The following is a 17,096-nucleotide window of genomic DNA, read 5'->3' as shown; positions in this document are numbered from 1 at the left end:
TATACGGACAGCGTACACCCGTCCCTAACGGATAAACGCGATCCCGTAGGAGCCGCCGAAGACTGCGATCTTTTAAAAAGCGTCGCTTACACCGAAACCTGCCGCACCTGCTTCTCCAACTCAGCCTTCAACCCCGGCTCCAGCTTCAACTGCCGCGCCAGTTCATCGAGGTAGGACTTTTCCATGAAGTTCTCTTCGTCCACCAGCATCACACTGGCGATGTACATTTCGGCCGCCATTTCCGGGGTGCTGGCGGCGCGGGCGACGTCGGTCGGGTCCAGCGGTTTGTTGAGTTCAGCATGCAGCCACTGCTGCAGTTCCTGATCGCTGTCGAGCTTGGTGAACTCGCCTTCGATCAACGCACGCTCGCGTTCATCCACATGACCATCGGCTTTGGCCGCCGCCACCAGCGCCTTGAGAATCGCCTGGCTGTGCTGCTCGACTTGCGCCGCCGGTACGCGGTCGAGGGTTTGTGGTTCGGTCTTCGACGTGGTGCCTTGCTGGGCCTGCCAATTTCCGTAAGCCTTATAGGCAATGACCCCCAACGCGGCGAGGCCGCCATAAGTCAGGGCCTTGCCGCCCACACTGCGAGCCTTCTTGCTGCCCAGCAACAGACCCATGGCCCCGGCCGCCAAAGCACCACCGCCGGCGCCCGAGAGCAGGCTGCCGAGCCCGCCAGCCCCACCATTACCGCCGAGCAGGCCGCCCAGCCCACCGGCAGCCGATTTGTTCTGCGTCCCGCCAGCCTTGTTCTGCAACAGATCCTGACCGGACTTGAGTAACTGATCGAGCAATCCACGGGTGTTCATTTGCTGCCTCCACGAATTCGGGTTAACCGGATCATTAAGGCCATGAGACTGAACTGAAAGTGCCCGGTGTCGTGGGTGAGAGTGCTTCAGGATGTTGCTTGCTACTGGCAGGCGCTGATTTCCCTTCTCGACCTTGGCGACCCAACAATTGGATCAGTAAAAATTGGCGCCTGTCTTTTAAATAGGTTGCCCCGAGTATATCCAAAATAAAAAACGCCCGAGACATTGCATCAGGCGCTTGGCTAAAATAGATTCAAGCTACTTATTAGCAACAATGGAACAGTAGAAATAGAACAGATTCATTAATTAAATAAATCCATCCCAACTATTTTGCGATTACTTTGAAATGGCTGCCTCACCAGATCTGACAGTAGCGACGATAAACAAATAAAACGAGATGGAATTATTAAACAAATAAATCCACCCCGAATACTCTTCAGTTTCTTATCAGTAAATCGGTTAAGAAGTAGTCATTCCCATTCCCTGTTGCGAGATGAATATATATCGAAAACGTTATTTGAGTTGACTCAGCCATTACGGAACCTGTGTATGTAGACCACGTCTGCGGAGGAATAAACACCCCCCTTATAACAGTGTCATTTGCCCTTAGCGAAATTTGCGCAGGATTATAAGGCCAGGTTCCATTGGCCGCCCGAATACTGAATTCATAAGTTTGCCCTATGTGTAGATCTCTGAAAGTCTTACTTATGTATACACCTTGGGAGTTATTATTAGGTGTATTATTATTTAATGCAGGCGACCCCAGATAGTTGAGAAATCTCATTTCAGTTGCGGCAGGTCCTCGCACCCATCCGTTCATATTGCTGCCAGCAAACGTCGTCAGGTCATACACACGCGCAGCCACAGTAAAAGTCCAGGCTGTCGAAACCTGACCACTGCCATACAGCGCTTTCGCGGTGAAATTGTGCTCCGCCACATTCAGCGCCGAGACCACCTGGGTCCAGATGCCGGTCGCCGCGTCGGCGGTAGGTTCGCCCTTGACGGTGGCGCCATCGAGAATCTGCACCTTCTGGCCTTTGCTGGCCGTGCCGGTGAGCGTCACGCTGGTCTCGACGGTGGAACCGTTGTGAGGGACGTCGACGTTCTTGGGGTCTTTCACCGAGGTAATCCCTGGCTTCGAATCCACCACCGACTTGATGGTATAGGTGCGCTCCGGGAACAACAGCGGCTTGCTCACGTCCTGGCCCAAAGCAGCCTTGAACACCATTTTCAACGTACTTTCGTCTTCCAGGTTTTGCAATTCGGCGAGAGGAATACCGCTATACGCGGCAAAACGGTCGCGGACCCATGCTTGACTGACCTTACTGCCGGGTGGCGCCCACATTGGTTTGATGTAAGGCTCGCCGTCAGCTTTTTTACCCTCCAAATGCATCCACACGAACTGACCTACGGCAATCAGCGGCCAATCGCTCATTCTCATGGTGCCATTGCCCGTCAGTTTGGTAACGTCCAGGTACTCACCTTCACCATTGTTATCGGCTTGCGTGATCGTCGGGCGGTTCAATGCCGACTGCGGTAATGCCTGGACAGCCAACGTAAACGTCTGCGACGGTATTGGATCGCCGTTACCTCGGGTGATGGTATAGGACACCGTCACACTCAAGCCCAGGTTGAACGCCACCACACTGTTGGGGATAGGAAATTCGAAGTTTTGGCCCAACTCTCTTGGCACCGACGTATGCGAACCATCAGCCGGGGTACCGGGCGCCCCGGTCCATTTGACGATCACTCGGTCAGTTGGTAACAAGACAGCATTGGCGGGCACGACCACCGTCAAAACGTCTTTCGCGGCAACTGGATTCAGGGTGGTTGAACCATTGGCCTCTTTGATCGAAGGTTTCTGGAACTCGGCCGGGAGTGCCTGCTCACCGATCTGCAACTTCAGTAACTCGGACACCACCGGTGGCCGGCCCGGATTTGTAATCTCGTATTGAACGATTAACGGGCTATTTGCAAACGGCACGATGTATTTGTTCAATACACCGAAAGTGACGGGTTGGGTCGGGTCTTCTATGGTGCGCCCAAAAACGTATCGATTGACCACACCATCGTTATCGTTGCCGGTGATTTGCCAATACAGTTTCACCTGCGCGCCCCTGACTAACGGCCAGTAGAACGGCACCAACACGTTGGCCAGCGGTGTATCGGCCGGCAGTTCGTCTTCCGTTGCCTGTTCGACACTGGGCGCGCGCAACAGAATTGCCGAGCCACTGATGGTGGCATAGGCAGGTTTCGAGTCCTGGGGTTGGCCAGTACTTTTTCTGGTCAAGACATATCTCACCTCCACCGAACCCCGAATCAATACCTGCACCCGCTCGTTCTCGACATCGAACCACACGGTTCTGGTGGTACCCGCCAGGGTCCTGCTGTAGGAATGCTCGACCCGATCGCCTGCCTGAGTGAAGCCTACCAACGTCAGCACGATCACATCACCGCTCGCGAAAACCCCCGATACCATCACTTCCATGGGCCCGCCACCGAGCTCGTCATGATTGACCACGTTGTCAGCATCCGCGTTGTTGATCACCGGCGCCGGAAGCAGGCTGACATTGGGTTTGGACTGCACCACCACCGAGTCAGACCAACCGCTGCGGTTATGCACGTTGTCGATCAGTTGATAGCGCACTATCACCTTGTCGGTCGCGGGCAGTTGTTTGAGATGCTCGGGGGTTAGTTCGAAAACAATATCTTGTGTGGGGTTTTGGACCTTGAGCACGAACTCAAGCGTTCCAAAGGCGAGATAAACGTCGTCATCCACGGCCTGAAACGGATACGCCCTGACGGTAACGGTCATGCCCTCGGCCATCACGTTCTGGTCGATGATGGTTTCCGACGGTACCGGCAATTTCAACCCTTGGTTGAACGGCTTGCCAAGATCGGTATCGAGCTCGCCGGGGGCATGATTTTTATAGAACAGATTGATGGGAAGCGAGTTTTCCGGATTTCCGCTCAAACGCTCAATGCGACAGATCAGAGGAAGAGTGCCCACACCTGCTTCCGGATAGCTCTCCTCCATGGTTTTGGTGGAAATGTAGAAGGGGACGTTTTGATTGACGTACTTGTCCGTGACCTGGAAAGGTTCGGTCTCCGGACCATTGCCCAGGGATACATGGATCCAATCGTCAGCGGACATGTTGATATACGACAGTATGTAACACAGCAACCCTTTTACATCGCTGTGGACCATGCTGTAGTTGGCTCCGACGCGGTCATCCTCCAGCGGCTTTCCCCCCATGACATAGGGTGGAGATACCGCCAGGACGACAATCTCGCGTTCGGGAGGAAACAGAACACTTTGCCCTACAAGTTCGCCATTGGCGGCAAAAAGTTGCTGACTGGTCATGAGAAAGCTCCTATCCACGAAAAAGAACGACCCTTTGGCAAATGCCTCGGTAGTGAACGGATTGGATACTTGAGGGAAGGTTTTGCCTACTGTCATAAATAACAGGTAGATGAGGGTTTAAGACGAACGGTAAGGGATTTCTGGCTCCGGCATCGACACCGAGGACAGCATTCAAACGACTTGCCGTCCCGCCCCGCACAAACCAATCCATCGAATAAAAAGATCTACACTCGGGCAAATCGATAAAACCGCCCACCCGGTAATTCCCCATGATGCCCCTGCGTCAGAACCGTGCATCGCGTTGTGAGGACTACAGCGTGGTGCGCCACATCATGGCCCGTCACGGACAGCATTTATAAAAGCGCACTACGCTAACAATTAGCCATAACGGCATTGGCTTCACCCCGTTCAGAACTGCCCCGACCATAATTTAAAGAAGAGGGTTCACCATGCTTGTGCACAAGACCGCACTGCTCAGTGCAATCACCACGGCACTGCTGGCCAGCGCCAGCTTGCAGGCCGCCGAGCCGCTGAAAGCCGTCGGTGCCGGCGAAGGTCAGCTGGATATCGTCGCTTGGCCCGGCTATATCGAACGGGGCGAAACCGACAAGACCTACGACTGGGTGACCGGCTTCGAGAAGGAAACCGGCTGCAAGGTCAACGTCAAGACGGCCGGCACGTCCGATGAAATGGTCAGCCTGATGGCCAAGGGCGGTTACGACCTGGTGACGGCGTCCGGCGACGCCTCCCTGCGTCTGATCGCCGGCAAACGTGTGCAACCGATCAATACCGCATTGATTCCCAACTGGAAAAATCTCGATCCGCGCCTCAAGGATGCGCCGTGGTATGTGGTCAACAACCAGACTTACGGCACCCCTTATCAATGGGGCCCGAACGTGTTGATGTACAACACCAAAGTGTTCACGCAGCCACCTACCAGTTGGGGGGTGCTGTTCGAAGAGCAGAAGCTGTCCGACGGCAAATCCAACAAGGGCCGCGTGCAAGCGTATGACGGCCCGATCTACATCGCCGACGCGGCGCTGTACCTGAAAACCGCCAAGCCGGAACTGGGCATCACGGATCCTTACCTGCTCGACGAAAAACAGTACAAGGCCGTTCTCGACCTGCTGCGCGCCCAGCAAAAGTTGATCCATCGCTACTGGCACGACACCACCGTGCAGATGAGTGACTTCAAGAATGAAGGCGTGGTGGCCTCCAGTTCCTGGCCCTATCAGGTCAACGGCCTGATGAACGAGAAACAGCCCGTCGCCTCGACCATCCCCAAAGAAGGCGCCACCGGGTGGGCCGACACCACCATGCTGCACGCCGAGGCCAAGCACCCGAACTGCGCGTACAAGTGGATGGACTGGTCGCTCACGCCGAAGGTCCAGGGCGATGTGTCCGCCTGGTTCGGCTCATTGCCGGCGGTTCCGGCGGCGTGTAAGGCCAGCGAACTGCTGGGCGCCGAGGGTTGCAAGACCAACGGTTTCGACCAGTTCGACAAGATCGCCTTCTGGAAAACTCCGCAGGCTGAAGGCGGCAAGTTTGTGCCTTATAGCCGCTGGACCCAGGATTACATTGCGATTATGGGGGGGCGTTAAGCGCTCTTGAGGTCGACAGAGAGATTAAAAACAAGATCAAAAGATCGCAGCCTTCGGCAGCTCCTACGCCGACGGCATGCACCGCAAATGTGGCGTCTTCTGCAAATCCCGTAGGAGCTGCCGAAGGCTGCGATCTTTTAACGGAACACCCGATTCAATTGATAGAAAACGCGCCTTTTCGGAGCAACGCACCATGACGCTTGCAGTCCAGTTCACCAACGTTTCCCGGCAGTTCGGCGAGGTGAAGGCCGTTGACCGGGTTTCTATCGATATCCAGGACGGCGAGTTCTTTTCCATGCTGGGCCCCTCTGGCTCGGGCAAAACCACCTGCCTGCGCCTGATCGCCGGTTTCGAACAACCAAGCGCGGGTTCCATCCGTATTCACGGCGCCGAAGCTGCGGGGTTACCGCCGTATCAGCGTGACGTGAATACTGTGTTCCAGGACTACGCGTTGTTCCCGCACATGAACGTACTCGACAACGTCGCCTACGGTTTGAAAGTCAAAGGTGTCGGCAAGACCGAACGCCAAAAACGCGCCGAAGAAGCCCTTGATATGGTCGCCCTCGGCGGCTACGGCGAGCGCAAACCGGTACAACTCTCTGGCGGCCAGCGCCAGCGTGTGGCCCTGGCCCGCGCGTTGGTCAATCGCCCGCGTGTGTTGTTGCTCGACGAACCCTTGGGTGCCCTCGATCTGAAGCTGCGCGAGCAAATGCAAGGCGAGCTGAAGAAGCTGCAACGCCAGCTCGGCATCACCTTCATCTTCGTTACCCACGACCAGACCGAAGCGCTGTCGATGTCCGACCGCGTGGCGGTGTTCAACAAGGGCCGCATCGAACAGGTCGACACACCGCGCAATCTGTACATGAAGCCGGCAACCACGTTCGTCGCAGAATTCGTTGGCACTTCCAATGTGATTCGCGGCGATCTGGCCCGTCAGTTGAGCGGCAATCCACAGCCGTTTTCGATCCGCCCGGAACACGTGCGTTTCGCCGAAGGCCCGCTGGCCAGCCATGAAATCGAAGTCAGCGGCCTGCTGCACGACATCCAGTACCAAGGCAGCGCCACCCGCTATGAACTGAAACTGGAAAACGGCCAGACGTTGAACATCAGCCAGGCCAACGTTCAGTGGCTGGATGTCAGCACGCAACACCAGACCGGGCAACGCATCAGCGCTCGTTGGGCGCGCGAAGCGATGATTCCGCTGCACGACAATATTGTGGGCGGGGTATGAGATGAACAGCGTGGCCGCTCCTCAAACCCCTGCCAGCGGCTCGCCGTTGCGCCGGTTTTCGAACGTGCTGTACCGGCGGCCGAACCTGTATCTGTCGCTGCTGCTGGTGCCGCCGCTGCTGTGGTTCGGTGCGATCTACCTCGGTTCGCTGTTGACGTTGTTGTGGCAAGGCTTCTACACATTCGATGACTTCACCATGGCGGTCACGCCCGACCTGACCCTGGCGAACTTCGCAGCGCTGTTCCAGCCGTCGAACTTCGACATCATCCTGCGCACCCTGAGCATGGCCATTGTCGTGTCGATCGCCAGTGCGGTCGTGGCGTTCCCGATCGCCTACTACATGGCGCGCTACACCAGCGGCAAGACCAAGGCGTTTTTCTACATCGCGGTGATGATGCCGATGTGGGCCAGTTACATCGTCAAGGCCTACGCCTGGACCTTGCTGCTGGCCAAGGGCGGCGTGGCCCAGTGGTTCGTTCAGCACTTGGGACTGGAGCCGGTGTTGCAGTTCGTGCTCGGGATTCCGGGCGTCGGCGGCAGCACCTTGTCGACCTCGCATCTGGGGCGGTTCATGGTGTTCGTCTACATCTGGCTGCCGTTCATGATCCTGCCGATCCAGGCCTCACTGGAACGCCTGCCGCCGTCGCTTTTACAAGCTTCGGCCGACCTCGGTGCCAAACCGCGTCAGACCTTCATGCAAGTGATTCTGCCGCTGTCGATTCCGGGCATCGCCGCCGGTTCGATCTTCACCTTTTCGTTGACCCTGGGCGACTTCATCGTGCCGCAGCTGGTAGGCCCGCCGGGCTACTTCATCGGCAGCATGGTCTACGCCCAGCAAGGAGCGATCGGCAATATGCCGATGGCGGCGGCCTTCACGCTGGTGCCGATCGTGCTGATCGCCATTTACCTGTCCATCGTCAAACGTCTGGGGGCTTTCGATGCGCTCTGATACTTCATCTCAAGACCGGGCATCCCTGGGCCTGCGCATCGCTGCCTGGGGCGGGTTGGTGTTCTTGCACTTCCCAATCCTGATCATCTTCCTCTACGCCTTCAACACCGAAGACGCGGCGTTCAGCTTTCCGCCCAAGGGCTTCACCCTGAAGTGGATCGGCGTGGCGTTCTCCCGCCCCGACGTGCTGGAAGCGATCAAGCTGTCGTTACAAATCGCGGCGGTCGCCACATTGATTGCGCTGGTCCTGGGCACTCTTGCGTCGGCGGCGTTGTACCGGCGGGACTTCTTCGGCAAGCAAGGCATCTCGCTGATGCTGATCCTGCCGATTGCCCTGCCCGGGATCATCACCGGGATCGCGCTGCTGGCGACGTTCAAAACGCTAGGGATCGAACCGGGGATGTTCACCATCATCGTCGGCCACGCGACCTTCTGCGTGGTGATCGTCTACAACAACGTCATCGCCCGCTTGCGCCGCACTTCACACAGTTTGATTGAGGCCTCGATGGACCTCGGCGCCGACGGCTGGCAGACCTTCCGCTACATCGTCCTGCCGAACCTTGGCTCGGCGATGCTGGCCGGTGGCATGCTGGCGTTTGCGCTGTCGTTCGACGAAATCATCGTCACCACCTTCACCGCCGGCCATGAACGCACCTTACCGCTGTGGCTGCTCAACCAGCTCAGCCGCCCACGGGACGTGCCGGTCACCAACGTCGTCGCGATGCTGGTGATGATGGTGACCATGCTGCCGATCCTCGGCGCCTATTACCTGACCCGGGGCGGGGAAAGCGTTGCGGGCAGTGGCGGGAAATAATGGACAACGCATTTCCGATGTGGGAACCGGATCCTGTAGGAGCGAGGCCAGCCCGCGAAGGCGGTGTGTCAGTCGACACTAATGTTGAATGTAAAATCGCCTTCGCGGGCTGGCCTCGCTCCTACGGGGGTTCGGTTCCGACAGAAATACAATCGCTTCGATGAGGACATAGCCATGCAAACCAAACTCTTGATCAACGGCCAACTCGTCAATGGCGACGGCCCCGCCCAAGCCGTGTTCAACCCGGCTCTGGGCCGTGTGCTGGTAGAAATCAACGAAGCCAGCGAAGCCCAGGTCGACGCCGCCGTGCGTGCCGCCGACAACGCCTTCCAAGCCTGGTCGCAAACCACGCCGAAAGAACGCTCGTTGCTGCTGCTCAAACTCGCCGACATCATCGAAGCCCATGGCGAAGAGCTGGCCAAACTGGAGTCGGACAATTGCGGCAAACCCTACAGCGCCGCGCTGAACGACGAGATTCCGGCGATTGCCGACGTGTTCCGTTTCTTCGCCGGCGCCAACCGTTGCATGAGCGGCGCGCTGGGAGGGGAATACCTGCCCGGCCACACCTCAATGATCCGCCGCGACCCGGTGGGCGTGATTGCCTCCATCGCGCCGTGGAACTACCCGCTAATGATGCTCGCCTGGAAAATCGCCCCGGCCCTGGCCGCCGGTAATACCGTGGTGCTCAAGCCGTCAGAGCAAACCCCGCTGACCGCCCTGCGCCTGGCAGAACTGGCGTCGGACATCTTCCCGGCTGGTGTGCTTAACCTGGTGTTCGGCCGTGGTCCTACGGTCGGCAGCCCATTGGTCACACATCCGAAAGTGCGCATGGTGTCGCTGACCGGCTCCATCGCCACCGGCTCGAACATCATTTCCAGCACCGCCGCAAACGTCAAACGCCTGCACATGGAACTGGGCGGCAAGGCGCCGGTGATCATCTTCGACGATGCGGACATCGACGCCGCCGTGGAAGGCATTCGCACCTTCGGTTTCTACAACGCTGGTCAGGATTGCACCGCCGCCTGCCGCATTTATGCGCAAGCAGGCATCTACGACCAGTTCGTCGAGAAGCTCGGTGCGGCCGTCAGCAGTATCAAGTACGGCTTGCAGGACGATCCCTCGACGGAGCTTGGCCCGTTGATCAGCGCACAACATCGCGACCGCGTGACCGCGTTGGTCGAACGTGCCATGGCGCAACCACACATCCGGTTGATCACTGGCGGCAAAGCGGTGGAAGGCAATGGCTTCTTCTTTGAGCCAACGGTGCTGGCCGACGTGCAACAGGACGACGAGATCGTGCGCCGCGAAGTGTTCGGGCCGGTAGTGTCGGTCACCAGGTTCACCGATGAAGCGCAGGCGCTGGCCTGGGCCAACGATTCAGACTACGGCCTGGCGTCATCGGTCTGGACCACGGACGTCGGCCGCGCCCATCGCCTGTCTGCACGCTTGCAGTACGGCTGTACGTGGGTGAATACCCACTTCATGCTGGTCAGCGAAATGCCCCATGGCGGTCAGAAACTGTCTGGTTACGGGAAAGACATGTCGATGTATGGGTTGGAGGATTACACCGTTGTGCGGCATGTGATGTTCAAGCATTAAAAGCTTCGCGGGCAAGTATCGCTCCTACAGGATTTGCGCAATCTCTGTGAGAGCGGGCTTGCTCGCGAATGGCGTCACCGCACAATAAAGGAAGACCCCGGCAACGCGCACCGCCAAGTCCCACACCAAAAGCCAAAAAAAATGAACCCATTTAACACCATCAATGCTGGCCACATCTCTTGGCAGGGTTGATGGTGCTAGATCGGCTGAGGCTTGGAGAGGATTTCGAATTCATCCATCAGCAGATGGATTTCGGTACTCGGATTGGGTTCGCCGCTGATGGCGACGTCTTCGAGAATCCTGGGTGCCAAAGCTCTGGCTTTCTGAAAAGGCTCACCCAATAGCTGAGCAAAATAGTTGATGCCTTTGCCCTTTTGGTACGTATCCATGTTCGGTTTTTCTCTGAGGCTCTTGGCTACCAAGTCGCCCGGAGAGTTTTTCCCAACAGCTCTAAATGGCTTTCGATTAAAACCGAAGTGCAAAAGAAGCCAAAACTCAAAACAGGGAAACGGTGCTATGACTTTGATTTTCGGATGAGGTCTCGCCAGATCTATCGCTCTCTCAAAACATTGGTGCGTATCGCGATCCAATGCACAAAACACTTTGTCGAAACGTTTCTGACGGGCAATGGCTCTTTCTACTATTCGCTCGGGTGCGTGACGCCGCAGTGGGCAATTTCTACCTGAGCTTTGGCGCGAAAATGAAACGCAGCCTCCTCCAGATACCGTTTTCCTGACTTGCTATCTTCACAGAGAACCAGCACTTGGGGCTGAGGCTTGAATCTTGATTTCTTCCGATCAAATGATTTTATCGAGTGCACCATTGGTCACCCCTGCCTAATCAGAGGCAAACCGCGGTAACGGCCTTCAAAGTAGCGTTTCTCAACATCCTCCCCCTCTCGCCCTTCAAAATCGTGAACGGAAAAAACACTGGTTGCACCATTGGCATCGCGCTCAGTGATCCAGAACTGATCACGCCGCAGAATTTTTGCATTCATCAGATGAGTGTCGTGTGTCGTAAAGATCAGCTGAGTATCCAATCCGCTATCGAGATGTTTCCCGATCAGATCAGCGACTATTTCTGGATGGAGGCTGCTGTCCAACTCATCGACAGACAGTATCCCGCTTCCATCTGCGCGATTGATCATGAACCAGGGCAACCAAAAGCCAATCAGGTTTTTTGTGCCTCCGGACTCCTCTGAAAAATCAAACTCTGCTGTTCCCAAAAGACTTGTATGTGTCAGGGTCACTTTGTCTTTTTGTGCCGCCGCGAAGAATTCTTTAAGCGTGAGCTTCTTCTTGGTCGGAACAGCATCTGCATCCTCAGTATTGAGTTGAATAGCAGACACCGGAATATCCACTGCCCTTAAGAACTCTTTTAAATCGACTGTGTAGTCCGAGGCAACCTGTAAAAACCTGATGGAGGCGGCAGACAGCCCCATCATATTGTTCTGCTCAATGACAAGAAGCCCGGTTTGAAACCAGGTAAACGGCGCTCGCAACTGAGTCAATTCTTCGCTGCTGTTCGCAACGGCCTGCGAAATAAACAACACCTTAGGGCTCGTCAGACGCCGCCAGGCATTGTGGACATCCTTCCCCCCCCTCAAGACTTGAACCAAAAACATACTGCTCTCCCTCATCACCAAAACGACGTTCATACAGCAGTGTTTCTTTCCCTTTGGGATAGGAGACCAGTTGCTCCTTGATTATCCGTTGCGAAGTAATGCGCAGGACAAACCGATATCGGAGCCCTTTTTGAATGAAGTTGTATTCAAAAAAACTGGGTTCGTCCTTGAGCTGCGGGTCAAAACGAAACGGTGAAACCGGCAGCGGATCATCATTTGAGGAGGGGGTCGTTGCAAGCAGGCGTCCCATGATCCCCATCGCCTGGATAAGAGAAGATTTACCGGACGCGTTAGGCCCGTAAATCGCCGCTACCTTCAACAAGTCCGGTAGTTTTTCGCCACTCACGGAAGGTTTTAATACATTTCGCTTTTTACTCAGACGCGGGGTCGCAACCATGGACAGGGTTTGCGCATCACGGAAGGAGCGATAATTGGAAACCGAAAATTCGATCAACATGTAGAAATCCTGCACTTAATTCCGGAAAGCAGAATAAATATAGGAAAAACCATTCATTTGGCGCTGTCTCTCTGCACCTCGTGCAAAAACAGGAAATTCCTACAGATGGAGCCTTCCGGCAAATACAACAATTCCTACAACAAGCATCGCCAGAGTAGACTTGGCGCCGCGAGCGCCTGAACGATAGGCTTATCCCGTCGCTGCCAAATCAGCGACCCGGGGTCGAAGCCGGTACATCATCAACATGGCGCATCCGCGCCCCCATATGAACTGGGGCAATTTTGCCTTTCAGCTTCGCTTTATGGTGGGCCGTGTGGCGCGGGCCTCTTGGCTTCCATGTTGATCGAGAATGTCCCGACTTCGAACGCCGCACGGTCCGCCACCCCAATCTGTCGAAGGATTAGTGGCGGCTTCCTTTTCAACATGGAGTCGAAAAATGCTTGAGCACACGCTGAATCCCTCTGAAATCCATCCTCATTTCACCCCTACTGTCTTCACCCGCCACAATCGCTTCCTCCACACCTTCATGCAGGACAACCAAGCCTGGTTCTGTGTCCAGGACCTTGGTCGCTTAATGGGCCGACCGCTGGACCAGCGACTCACCCTGAAGCTCGATCCTGATCAACGCCAATATGTCTGGCTGCTGAAGAACGGCAAAACGACCGAATCACTGATGGTCAGCGAATCAGGAATGTATGCCCTGCTCGTTCATCATTTCGTCCCGGAAAACCGAAACCTGCGCCAGTGGCTGAGCAACGAGGTGATCCCAATACTGCGTGATTCGAAAGCGACCCCTGTGGATAACATCCCGAGCCTGAGTTCGTTGCAGTGGGCTGGGATCTCTGTACCACTGCTGCATTGGCAGCATCAGGCCTGGATCAAGTGGCGGGACATGCCTGACTTGATGCAGGCACAGCGGCCATTCACGATTTGTAGCCGTTGAACTGATGCACAAAGGGACGGACTTTTACAGTCCGCCCCTTTGGTTTTCCAACATCACTCAATCTCCTACCGTTAAAACCGCGAAACATTGCGCATCGCATCCACCAGATACCGCATCGCAATCCGGTCATTCTCCGACAGCTCGCGATACCGCTCCACCAACTTCAACTCCTCCGAACTGAGCCGACGCCTTCGCCGACCGGTGGTCAGGCAAGGAAAGAGTCCTAACATTTCAGTGATGCCTTGTACTTTCGACATGGACGATGTCCTTCTATACGTCAGAGAAAACTGCAAAACCGCATCGCCCTATCACTTTCAGCGGCGTCTTGTACGCGCTGAACCCACCGGCCTGAAGGGCCGAAACCGGTCATGCCCATAGAATAGAAATTAAATCGGCGCTGAAAAGCGGTTTTTAGAGTAATTAGTCGAAAAAAGCAGATATGCCCTATAAATCAGAAAGTGCTGTGAGAAACGTTACCTGACATGTCTTGTTTCATTGCCGCGCTGTCGCGGTGCCATCAAACATTTTTGCTCTGCAACTGAACGGTTTAAGCTTATTGGCATCTGCTCTAAAGTCCGTTGCGTTTGGCCGAAGGCATGTCCGAACCGTTATTTCAGATCCAGCACGTGCCAGGAACGGCGCGGGATTGTTCACGACAGGTTGTACTTATGCACCGCAGGAATTTGCTCAAAGCCTCCATGGCCATCGCGGCTTACACTGGTCTTTCGACCACCGGCCTATTGGCTGCACGCGCCTGGGCTGGCAGCAGCACCGCTGATGGCGACGCTGTGGCGTTCGACTTCGAAGCGCTGAAGAGCCAGGCTAAACAGCTCGCCGGCAAGCCTTATCAGGACACCAAACAGGTGCTGCCGCCGACGCTGGCGACCATGACACCGCAGAACTTCAACGCGATCCGCTACGACGGCAATCACTCGCTGTGGAAGGACTTGAAAGGTCAGTTGGACGTGCAGTTTTTCCACGTCGGCATGGGTTTCAAGCAGCCGGTGCGCATGTACAGCGTCGATCCCAAGACTCGACTGGCGCGCGAGGTGCATTTCCGCCCGTCGCTGTTCAACTATGAAAAAACCACCGTTGACACTAAACAGCTCAAGGCCGATCTGGGTTTCTCCGGGTTCAAGCTGTTCAAGGCCCCGGAGCTGGATAAGCACGACGTGTTGTCGTTCCTCGGCGCCAGCTATTTCCGCGCGGTGGATGCCACCGGCCAGTACGGTTTGTCGGCCCGCGGCCTGGCGATCGATACGTACGCCAAGAAGCGTGAAGAGTTTCCGGACTTCACCAAGTTCTGGTTCGAGACACCAGACAAGGACAGCACCCGTTTCGTGGTTTACGCCCTGCTCGATTCGCCGAGCGCCACTGGCGCCTACCGTTTTGACATCGATTGCCAGGCCGAGCGTGTGGTGATGGAAGTCGACGCCCACGTCAATGCCCGCACCGCCATCGAGCAACTGGGCATCGCACCGATGACCAGCATGTTCAGCTGCGGCACTCACGAACGGCGCATGTGCGACACCATTCACCCGCAAATCCACGACTCTGATCGCCTGGCGATGTGGCGCGGCAACGGCGAATGGATCTGCCGCCCGCTGAACAACCCGGCCACCCTGCAATTCAATGCCTTTGCCGACACCGATCCTAAAGGTTTCGGCCTGGTGCAGACCGATCACGAATTCGCCAATTATCAGGACACCGTTGACTGGTACAGCAAGCGCCCGAGTCTGTGGGTAGAACCTACAACCGCGTGGGGCGAAGGCTCTATCGATTTGCTGGAAATTCCTACAACCGGCGAAACCCTGGATAACATCGTTGCGTTCTGGACGCCGAAAAAACCGGTCGCGGCCGGGGACTCCCTCAACTATGGCTACAAGCTCTATTGGAGCGCTCTGCCACCGGTGAGCACACCGCTGGCACGTGTCCACGCGACCCGTTCGGGCATGGGTGGTTTCATTGAAGGCTGGGCGCCGGGCGAGCATTACCCAGAGGTCTGGGCACGACGCTTTGCCGTGGACTTTACCGGCGGCGGTCTGGACCGCTTGCCCGAAGGCGCGGGGATCGAGCCGGTGGTGACCTGCTCGAATGGCCAAGTGAAGGACTTCAACGTGTTGGTGCTCGATGACATCAAGGGCTACCGCATTACCTTCGACTGGTACCCGACCAATGACAGCGTGGCTCCGGTGGAACTGCGGTTGTTCATTCGCACCAATGACCGGACGTTGAGTGAAACCTGGTTGTACCAGTATTTCCCGCCTGCACCTGATAAGCGTAAATACACCTGATATAGCAAAATCAAAAGATCGCAGGCTTCGCCAGCTCCTACAGAATGTTCACAATTGAATGTAGGAGCTGCCGCAGGCTGCGATCTTTTGACGTTAAAAAGCCCCGGTCAATTCGACCGGGGCTTTTTCGGTTTTACAGCCCCCCTTCAGTCACGCAAATCCGATTCATGAATCGGCTGGTCACGATGGGTCGCCCGATGATACTGCGCCGGCCAGACAGCCTTGTGCCCGCCCAGATCGTCATCGGCATGCAGCGGCCAATACGGATCACGCAACAACTCCCGGGCGAGGAAGATGATGTCGGCCTGACAGGTACGCAGAATGTGCTCGGCCTGGGCCGGTTCGGTGATCATTCCTACAGTGCCAGTGGCAATGCCTGACTCCTTGCGTACGCGTTCGGCGAAACGGGTCTGATAACCGGGGCCTGTGGGAATCTCCGCGTTTACCGCCGTACCGCCCGATGAGACATCAATCAGGTCCACGCCCAGATCTTTGAGGCGTCGCGCCAGCTCCACGGTTTCATCGGGGTTCCAGCCATCTTCCACCCAATCGGTGGCCGACACTCGCACAAATACCGGTAACTCCTCAGGCCACACCGCACGCACCGCTTCGGTGACTTGCAGCGCCAGCCGAATCCGATTCTCGAACGAACCGCCGTACTGATCGCGCCGCTGATTGCTCAAGGGCGAAAGAAATTGGTGCAACAGGTAACCGTGGGCGGCGTGTACTTCGACCACTTTGAAACCGGCGGTCAGCGCCCGTTTGGCCGAATCGACGAAAGCTTGAATGATGTCCGCGATCTCGCCCTCATCGAGCTGTTTCGGTGGTGTGTGCTGGGGGTCGAAAGCGATCGGCGAAGGGCCGACCGGGGTCCAGCCGCCGTCTTCCGGCTTGACGCTGCCATGCTTGCCGAGCCACGGCCGATGCGTACTGGCCTTGCGCCCGGCGTGCGCCAACTGGATGCCGGCAACGGCGCCCTGGGCGGCGATGAAGCGCGTAATACGCTGCAAGGATTCGATCTGTTGATCATTCCAGAGACCGAGGTCCTGGGCGGTAATCCGCCCATCAGCGGTGACCGCCGTGGCTTCGGTGAATACCAGACCAGCGCCGCCGATAGCACGGCTGCCGAGGTGGACCAGATGCCAGTCATTGGCCAGCCCATCGACGCTGGAGTATTGGCACATCGGTGACACCGCGATGCGGTTAAGCAGGGTCAATTGACGAAGGGTATAGGGTTCAAGCAGCAGACTCATGGGGCACCTCTCGAATCAGTGGGCAGGCTCCAGGGTTCTGTTTGAATAGTCGACGAGTGACAGGAAAAAGGGTGCAGCACCCGCCCCCGCGGGCAAAAAAATCGACAAGACGTCACAAGGATAATCAAGCAGTGCTTAGAGACTAGTCGACTTCGGAG

At 56.4% G+C, this 17,096-nt stretch carries 11 protein-coding genes and 2 pseudogenes; 7 read left to right on the top strand and 6 right to left on the bottom strand.

Features of this window, described 5'->3' with window-relative positions:
• Positions 1–86 precede the first annotated feature (86 nt).
• Both ACZ89R_RS23530 and ACZ89R_RS23525 read right to left on the bottom strand, forming a co-directional pair.
• Positions 87–809, bottom strand: a complete 723-nt coding sequence (locus tag ACZ89R_RS23530) for a tellurite resistance TerB family protein (protein ID WP_429544431.1) — start codon at positions 807–809, stop codon at positions 87–89.
• A 436-nt stretch (positions 810–1,245) separates the two neighbouring features.
• On the bottom strand, positions 1,246–4,173 hold the full coding sequence (locus ACZ89R_RS23525) for an Ig-like domain-containing protein (RefSeq protein WP_429544432.1): 2,928 nt from the start codon (positions 4,171–4,173) through the stop codon (positions 1,246–1,248).
• A 449-nt stretch (positions 4,174–4,622) separates the two neighbouring features.
• Between ACZ89R_RS23525 and ydcS the strand changes: the two genes are divergently transcribed.
• From ydcS to ACZ89R_RS23500, 5 genes are all read left to right on the top strand, one after another.
• Positions 4,623–5,774 carry a putative ABC transporter substrate-binding protein YdcS gene (gene ydcS, locus ACZ89R_RS23520; RefSeq protein ID WP_429544433.1) on the top strand — a complete coding sequence of 384 codons (1,152 nt, stop codon included), beginning with the start codon at positions 4,623–4,625 and terminating at the stop codon, positions 5,772–5,774.
• 193 nt (positions 5,775–5,967) lie between these two features.
• A complete protein-coding gene (locus ACZ89R_RS23515) occupies positions 5,968–7,005 on the top strand; it encodes an ABC transporter ATP-binding protein (RefSeq protein ID WP_192344177.1) in 1,038 nt (345 codons plus the stop codon).
• 1 nt (position 7,006) lies between these two features.
• Entirely contained in the window at positions 7,007–7,954 is a 948-nt protein-coding gene (locus ACZ89R_RS23510; RefSeq protein WP_429544434.1) for an ABC transporter permease, read from the top strand.
• Positions 7,944–8,768: an ABC transporter permease gene (locus ACZ89R_RS23505; RefSeq protein WP_429544435.1), complete on the top strand. Its 825-nt coding sequence runs from the start codon at positions 7,944–7,946 to the stop codon at positions 8,766–8,768. The genes ACZ89R_RS23510 and ACZ89R_RS23505 overlap by 11 nt, the downstream gene beginning before the upstream one ends.
• 174 nt (positions 8,769–8,942) lie before the next feature.
• A complete protein-coding gene (locus ACZ89R_RS23500; protein ID WP_123498069.1) occupies positions 8,943–10,367 on the top strand; it encodes a gamma-aminobutyraldehyde dehydrogenase in 1,425 nt (474 codons plus the stop codon).
• Between the two features lie 197 nt (positions 10,368–10,564).
• On the opposite strand, the pseudogene ACZ89R_RS23495 reads toward ACZ89R_RS23500, so the two are convergent.
• Both ACZ89R_RS23495 and ACZ89R_RS23490 read right to left on the bottom strand, forming a co-directional pair.
• Positions 10,565–11,190, bottom strand: a pseudogene (locus ACZ89R_RS23495) (RloB family protein).
• A gap of 3 nt (positions 11,191–11,193) precedes the next feature.
• A pseudogene (locus ACZ89R_RS23490) lies at positions 11,194–12,448 on the bottom strand (AAA family ATPase).
• 436 nt (positions 12,449–12,884) lie between these two features.
• On the opposite strand from ACZ89R_RS23490, the gene ACZ89R_RS23485 reads away from it, so the two are divergent.
• Complete coding sequence (locus tag ACZ89R_RS23485) at positions 12,885–13,391, top strand: BRO-N domain-containing protein (protein ID WP_429544436.1); 507 nt, start codon at positions 12,885–12,887, stop codon at positions 13,389–13,391.
• Between the two features lie 71 nt (positions 13,392–13,462).
• On the opposite strand, the gene ACZ89R_RS23480 is transcribed toward ACZ89R_RS23485, so the two are convergent.
• Complete coding sequence (locus ACZ89R_RS23480; protein ID WP_429544437.1) at positions 13,463–13,648, bottom strand: hypothetical protein; 186 nt, start codon at positions 13,646–13,648, stop codon at positions 13,463–13,465.
• 411 nt (positions 13,649–14,059) lie between these two features.
• Between ACZ89R_RS23480 and ACZ89R_RS23475 the strand changes: the two genes are divergently transcribed.
• The gene (locus ACZ89R_RS23475) at positions 14,060–15,685 is read left to right on the top strand and encodes a glucan biosynthesis protein D (protein WP_429544438.1); all 1,626 of its coding nucleotides are present in this window, start codon (positions 14,060–14,062) and stop codon (positions 15,683–15,685) included.
• A 146-nt stretch (positions 15,686–15,831) separates the two neighbouring features.
• On the opposite strand, the gene ACZ89R_RS23470 is transcribed toward ACZ89R_RS23475, so the two are convergent.
• Positions 15,832–16,938: an NADH:flavin oxidoreductase/NADH oxidase gene (locus ACZ89R_RS23470; RefSeq protein ID WP_429544439.1), complete on the bottom strand. Its 1,107-nt coding sequence runs from the start codon at positions 16,936–16,938 to the stop codon at positions 15,832–15,834.
• Between the last annotated feature and the right edge of the window lie 158 nt (positions 16,939–17,096).

This window comes from Pseudomonas sp. TE3728, assembly GCF_056279145.1.
Note: the sequence above shows the minus strand (reverse complement) of the source record. Positions and strands in the feature narration are given on the sequence as shown.

Bases quoted from the DNA above. Each gene is read 5' to 3' on its own strand.
- ACZ89R_RS23530 (WP_429544431.1), bottom strand. From the start codon at position 809: ATGAACACCCGTGGATTGCTCGATCAGTTACTCAAGTCCGGTCAGGAT.
- ACZ89R_RS23525 (WP_429544432.1), bottom strand. From the start codon at position 4,173: ATGACCAGTCAGCAACTTTTTGCCGCCAATGGCGAACTTGTAGGGCAA.
- ydcS (WP_429544433.1), top strand. From the start codon at position 4,623: ATGCTTGTGCACAAGACCGCACTGCTCAGTGCAATCACCACGGCACTG.
- ACZ89R_RS23515 (WP_192344177.1), top strand. From the start codon at position 5,968: ATGACGCTTGCAGTCCAGTTCACCAACGTTTCCCGGCAGTTCGGCGAG.
- ACZ89R_RS23510 (WP_429544434.1), top strand. From the start codon at position 7,007: ATGAACAGCGTGGCCGCTCCTCAAACCCCTGCCAGCGGCTCGCCGTTG.
- ACZ89R_RS23505 (WP_429544435.1), top strand. From the start codon at position 7,944: ATGCGCTCTGATACTTCATCTCAAGACCGGGCATCCCTGGGCCTGCGC.
- ACZ89R_RS23500 (WP_123498069.1), top strand. From the start codon at position 8,943: ATGCAAACCAAACTCTTGATCAACGGCCAACTCGTCAATGGCGACGGC.
- ACZ89R_RS23485 (WP_429544436.1), top strand. From the start codon at position 12,885: ATGCTTGAGCACACGCTGAATCCCTCTGAAATCCATCCTCATTTCACC.
- ACZ89R_RS23480 (WP_429544437.1), bottom strand. From the start codon at position 13,648: ATGTCGAAAGTACAAGGCATCACTGAAATGTTAGGACTCTTTCCTTGC.
- ACZ89R_RS23475 (WP_429544438.1), top strand. From the start codon at position 14,060: ATGCACCGCAGGAATTTGCTCAAAGCCTCCATGGCCATCGCGGCTTAC.
- ACZ89R_RS23470 (WP_429544439.1), bottom strand. From the start codon at position 16,938: ATGAGTCTGCTGCTTGAACCCTATACCCTTCGTCAATTGACCCTGCTT.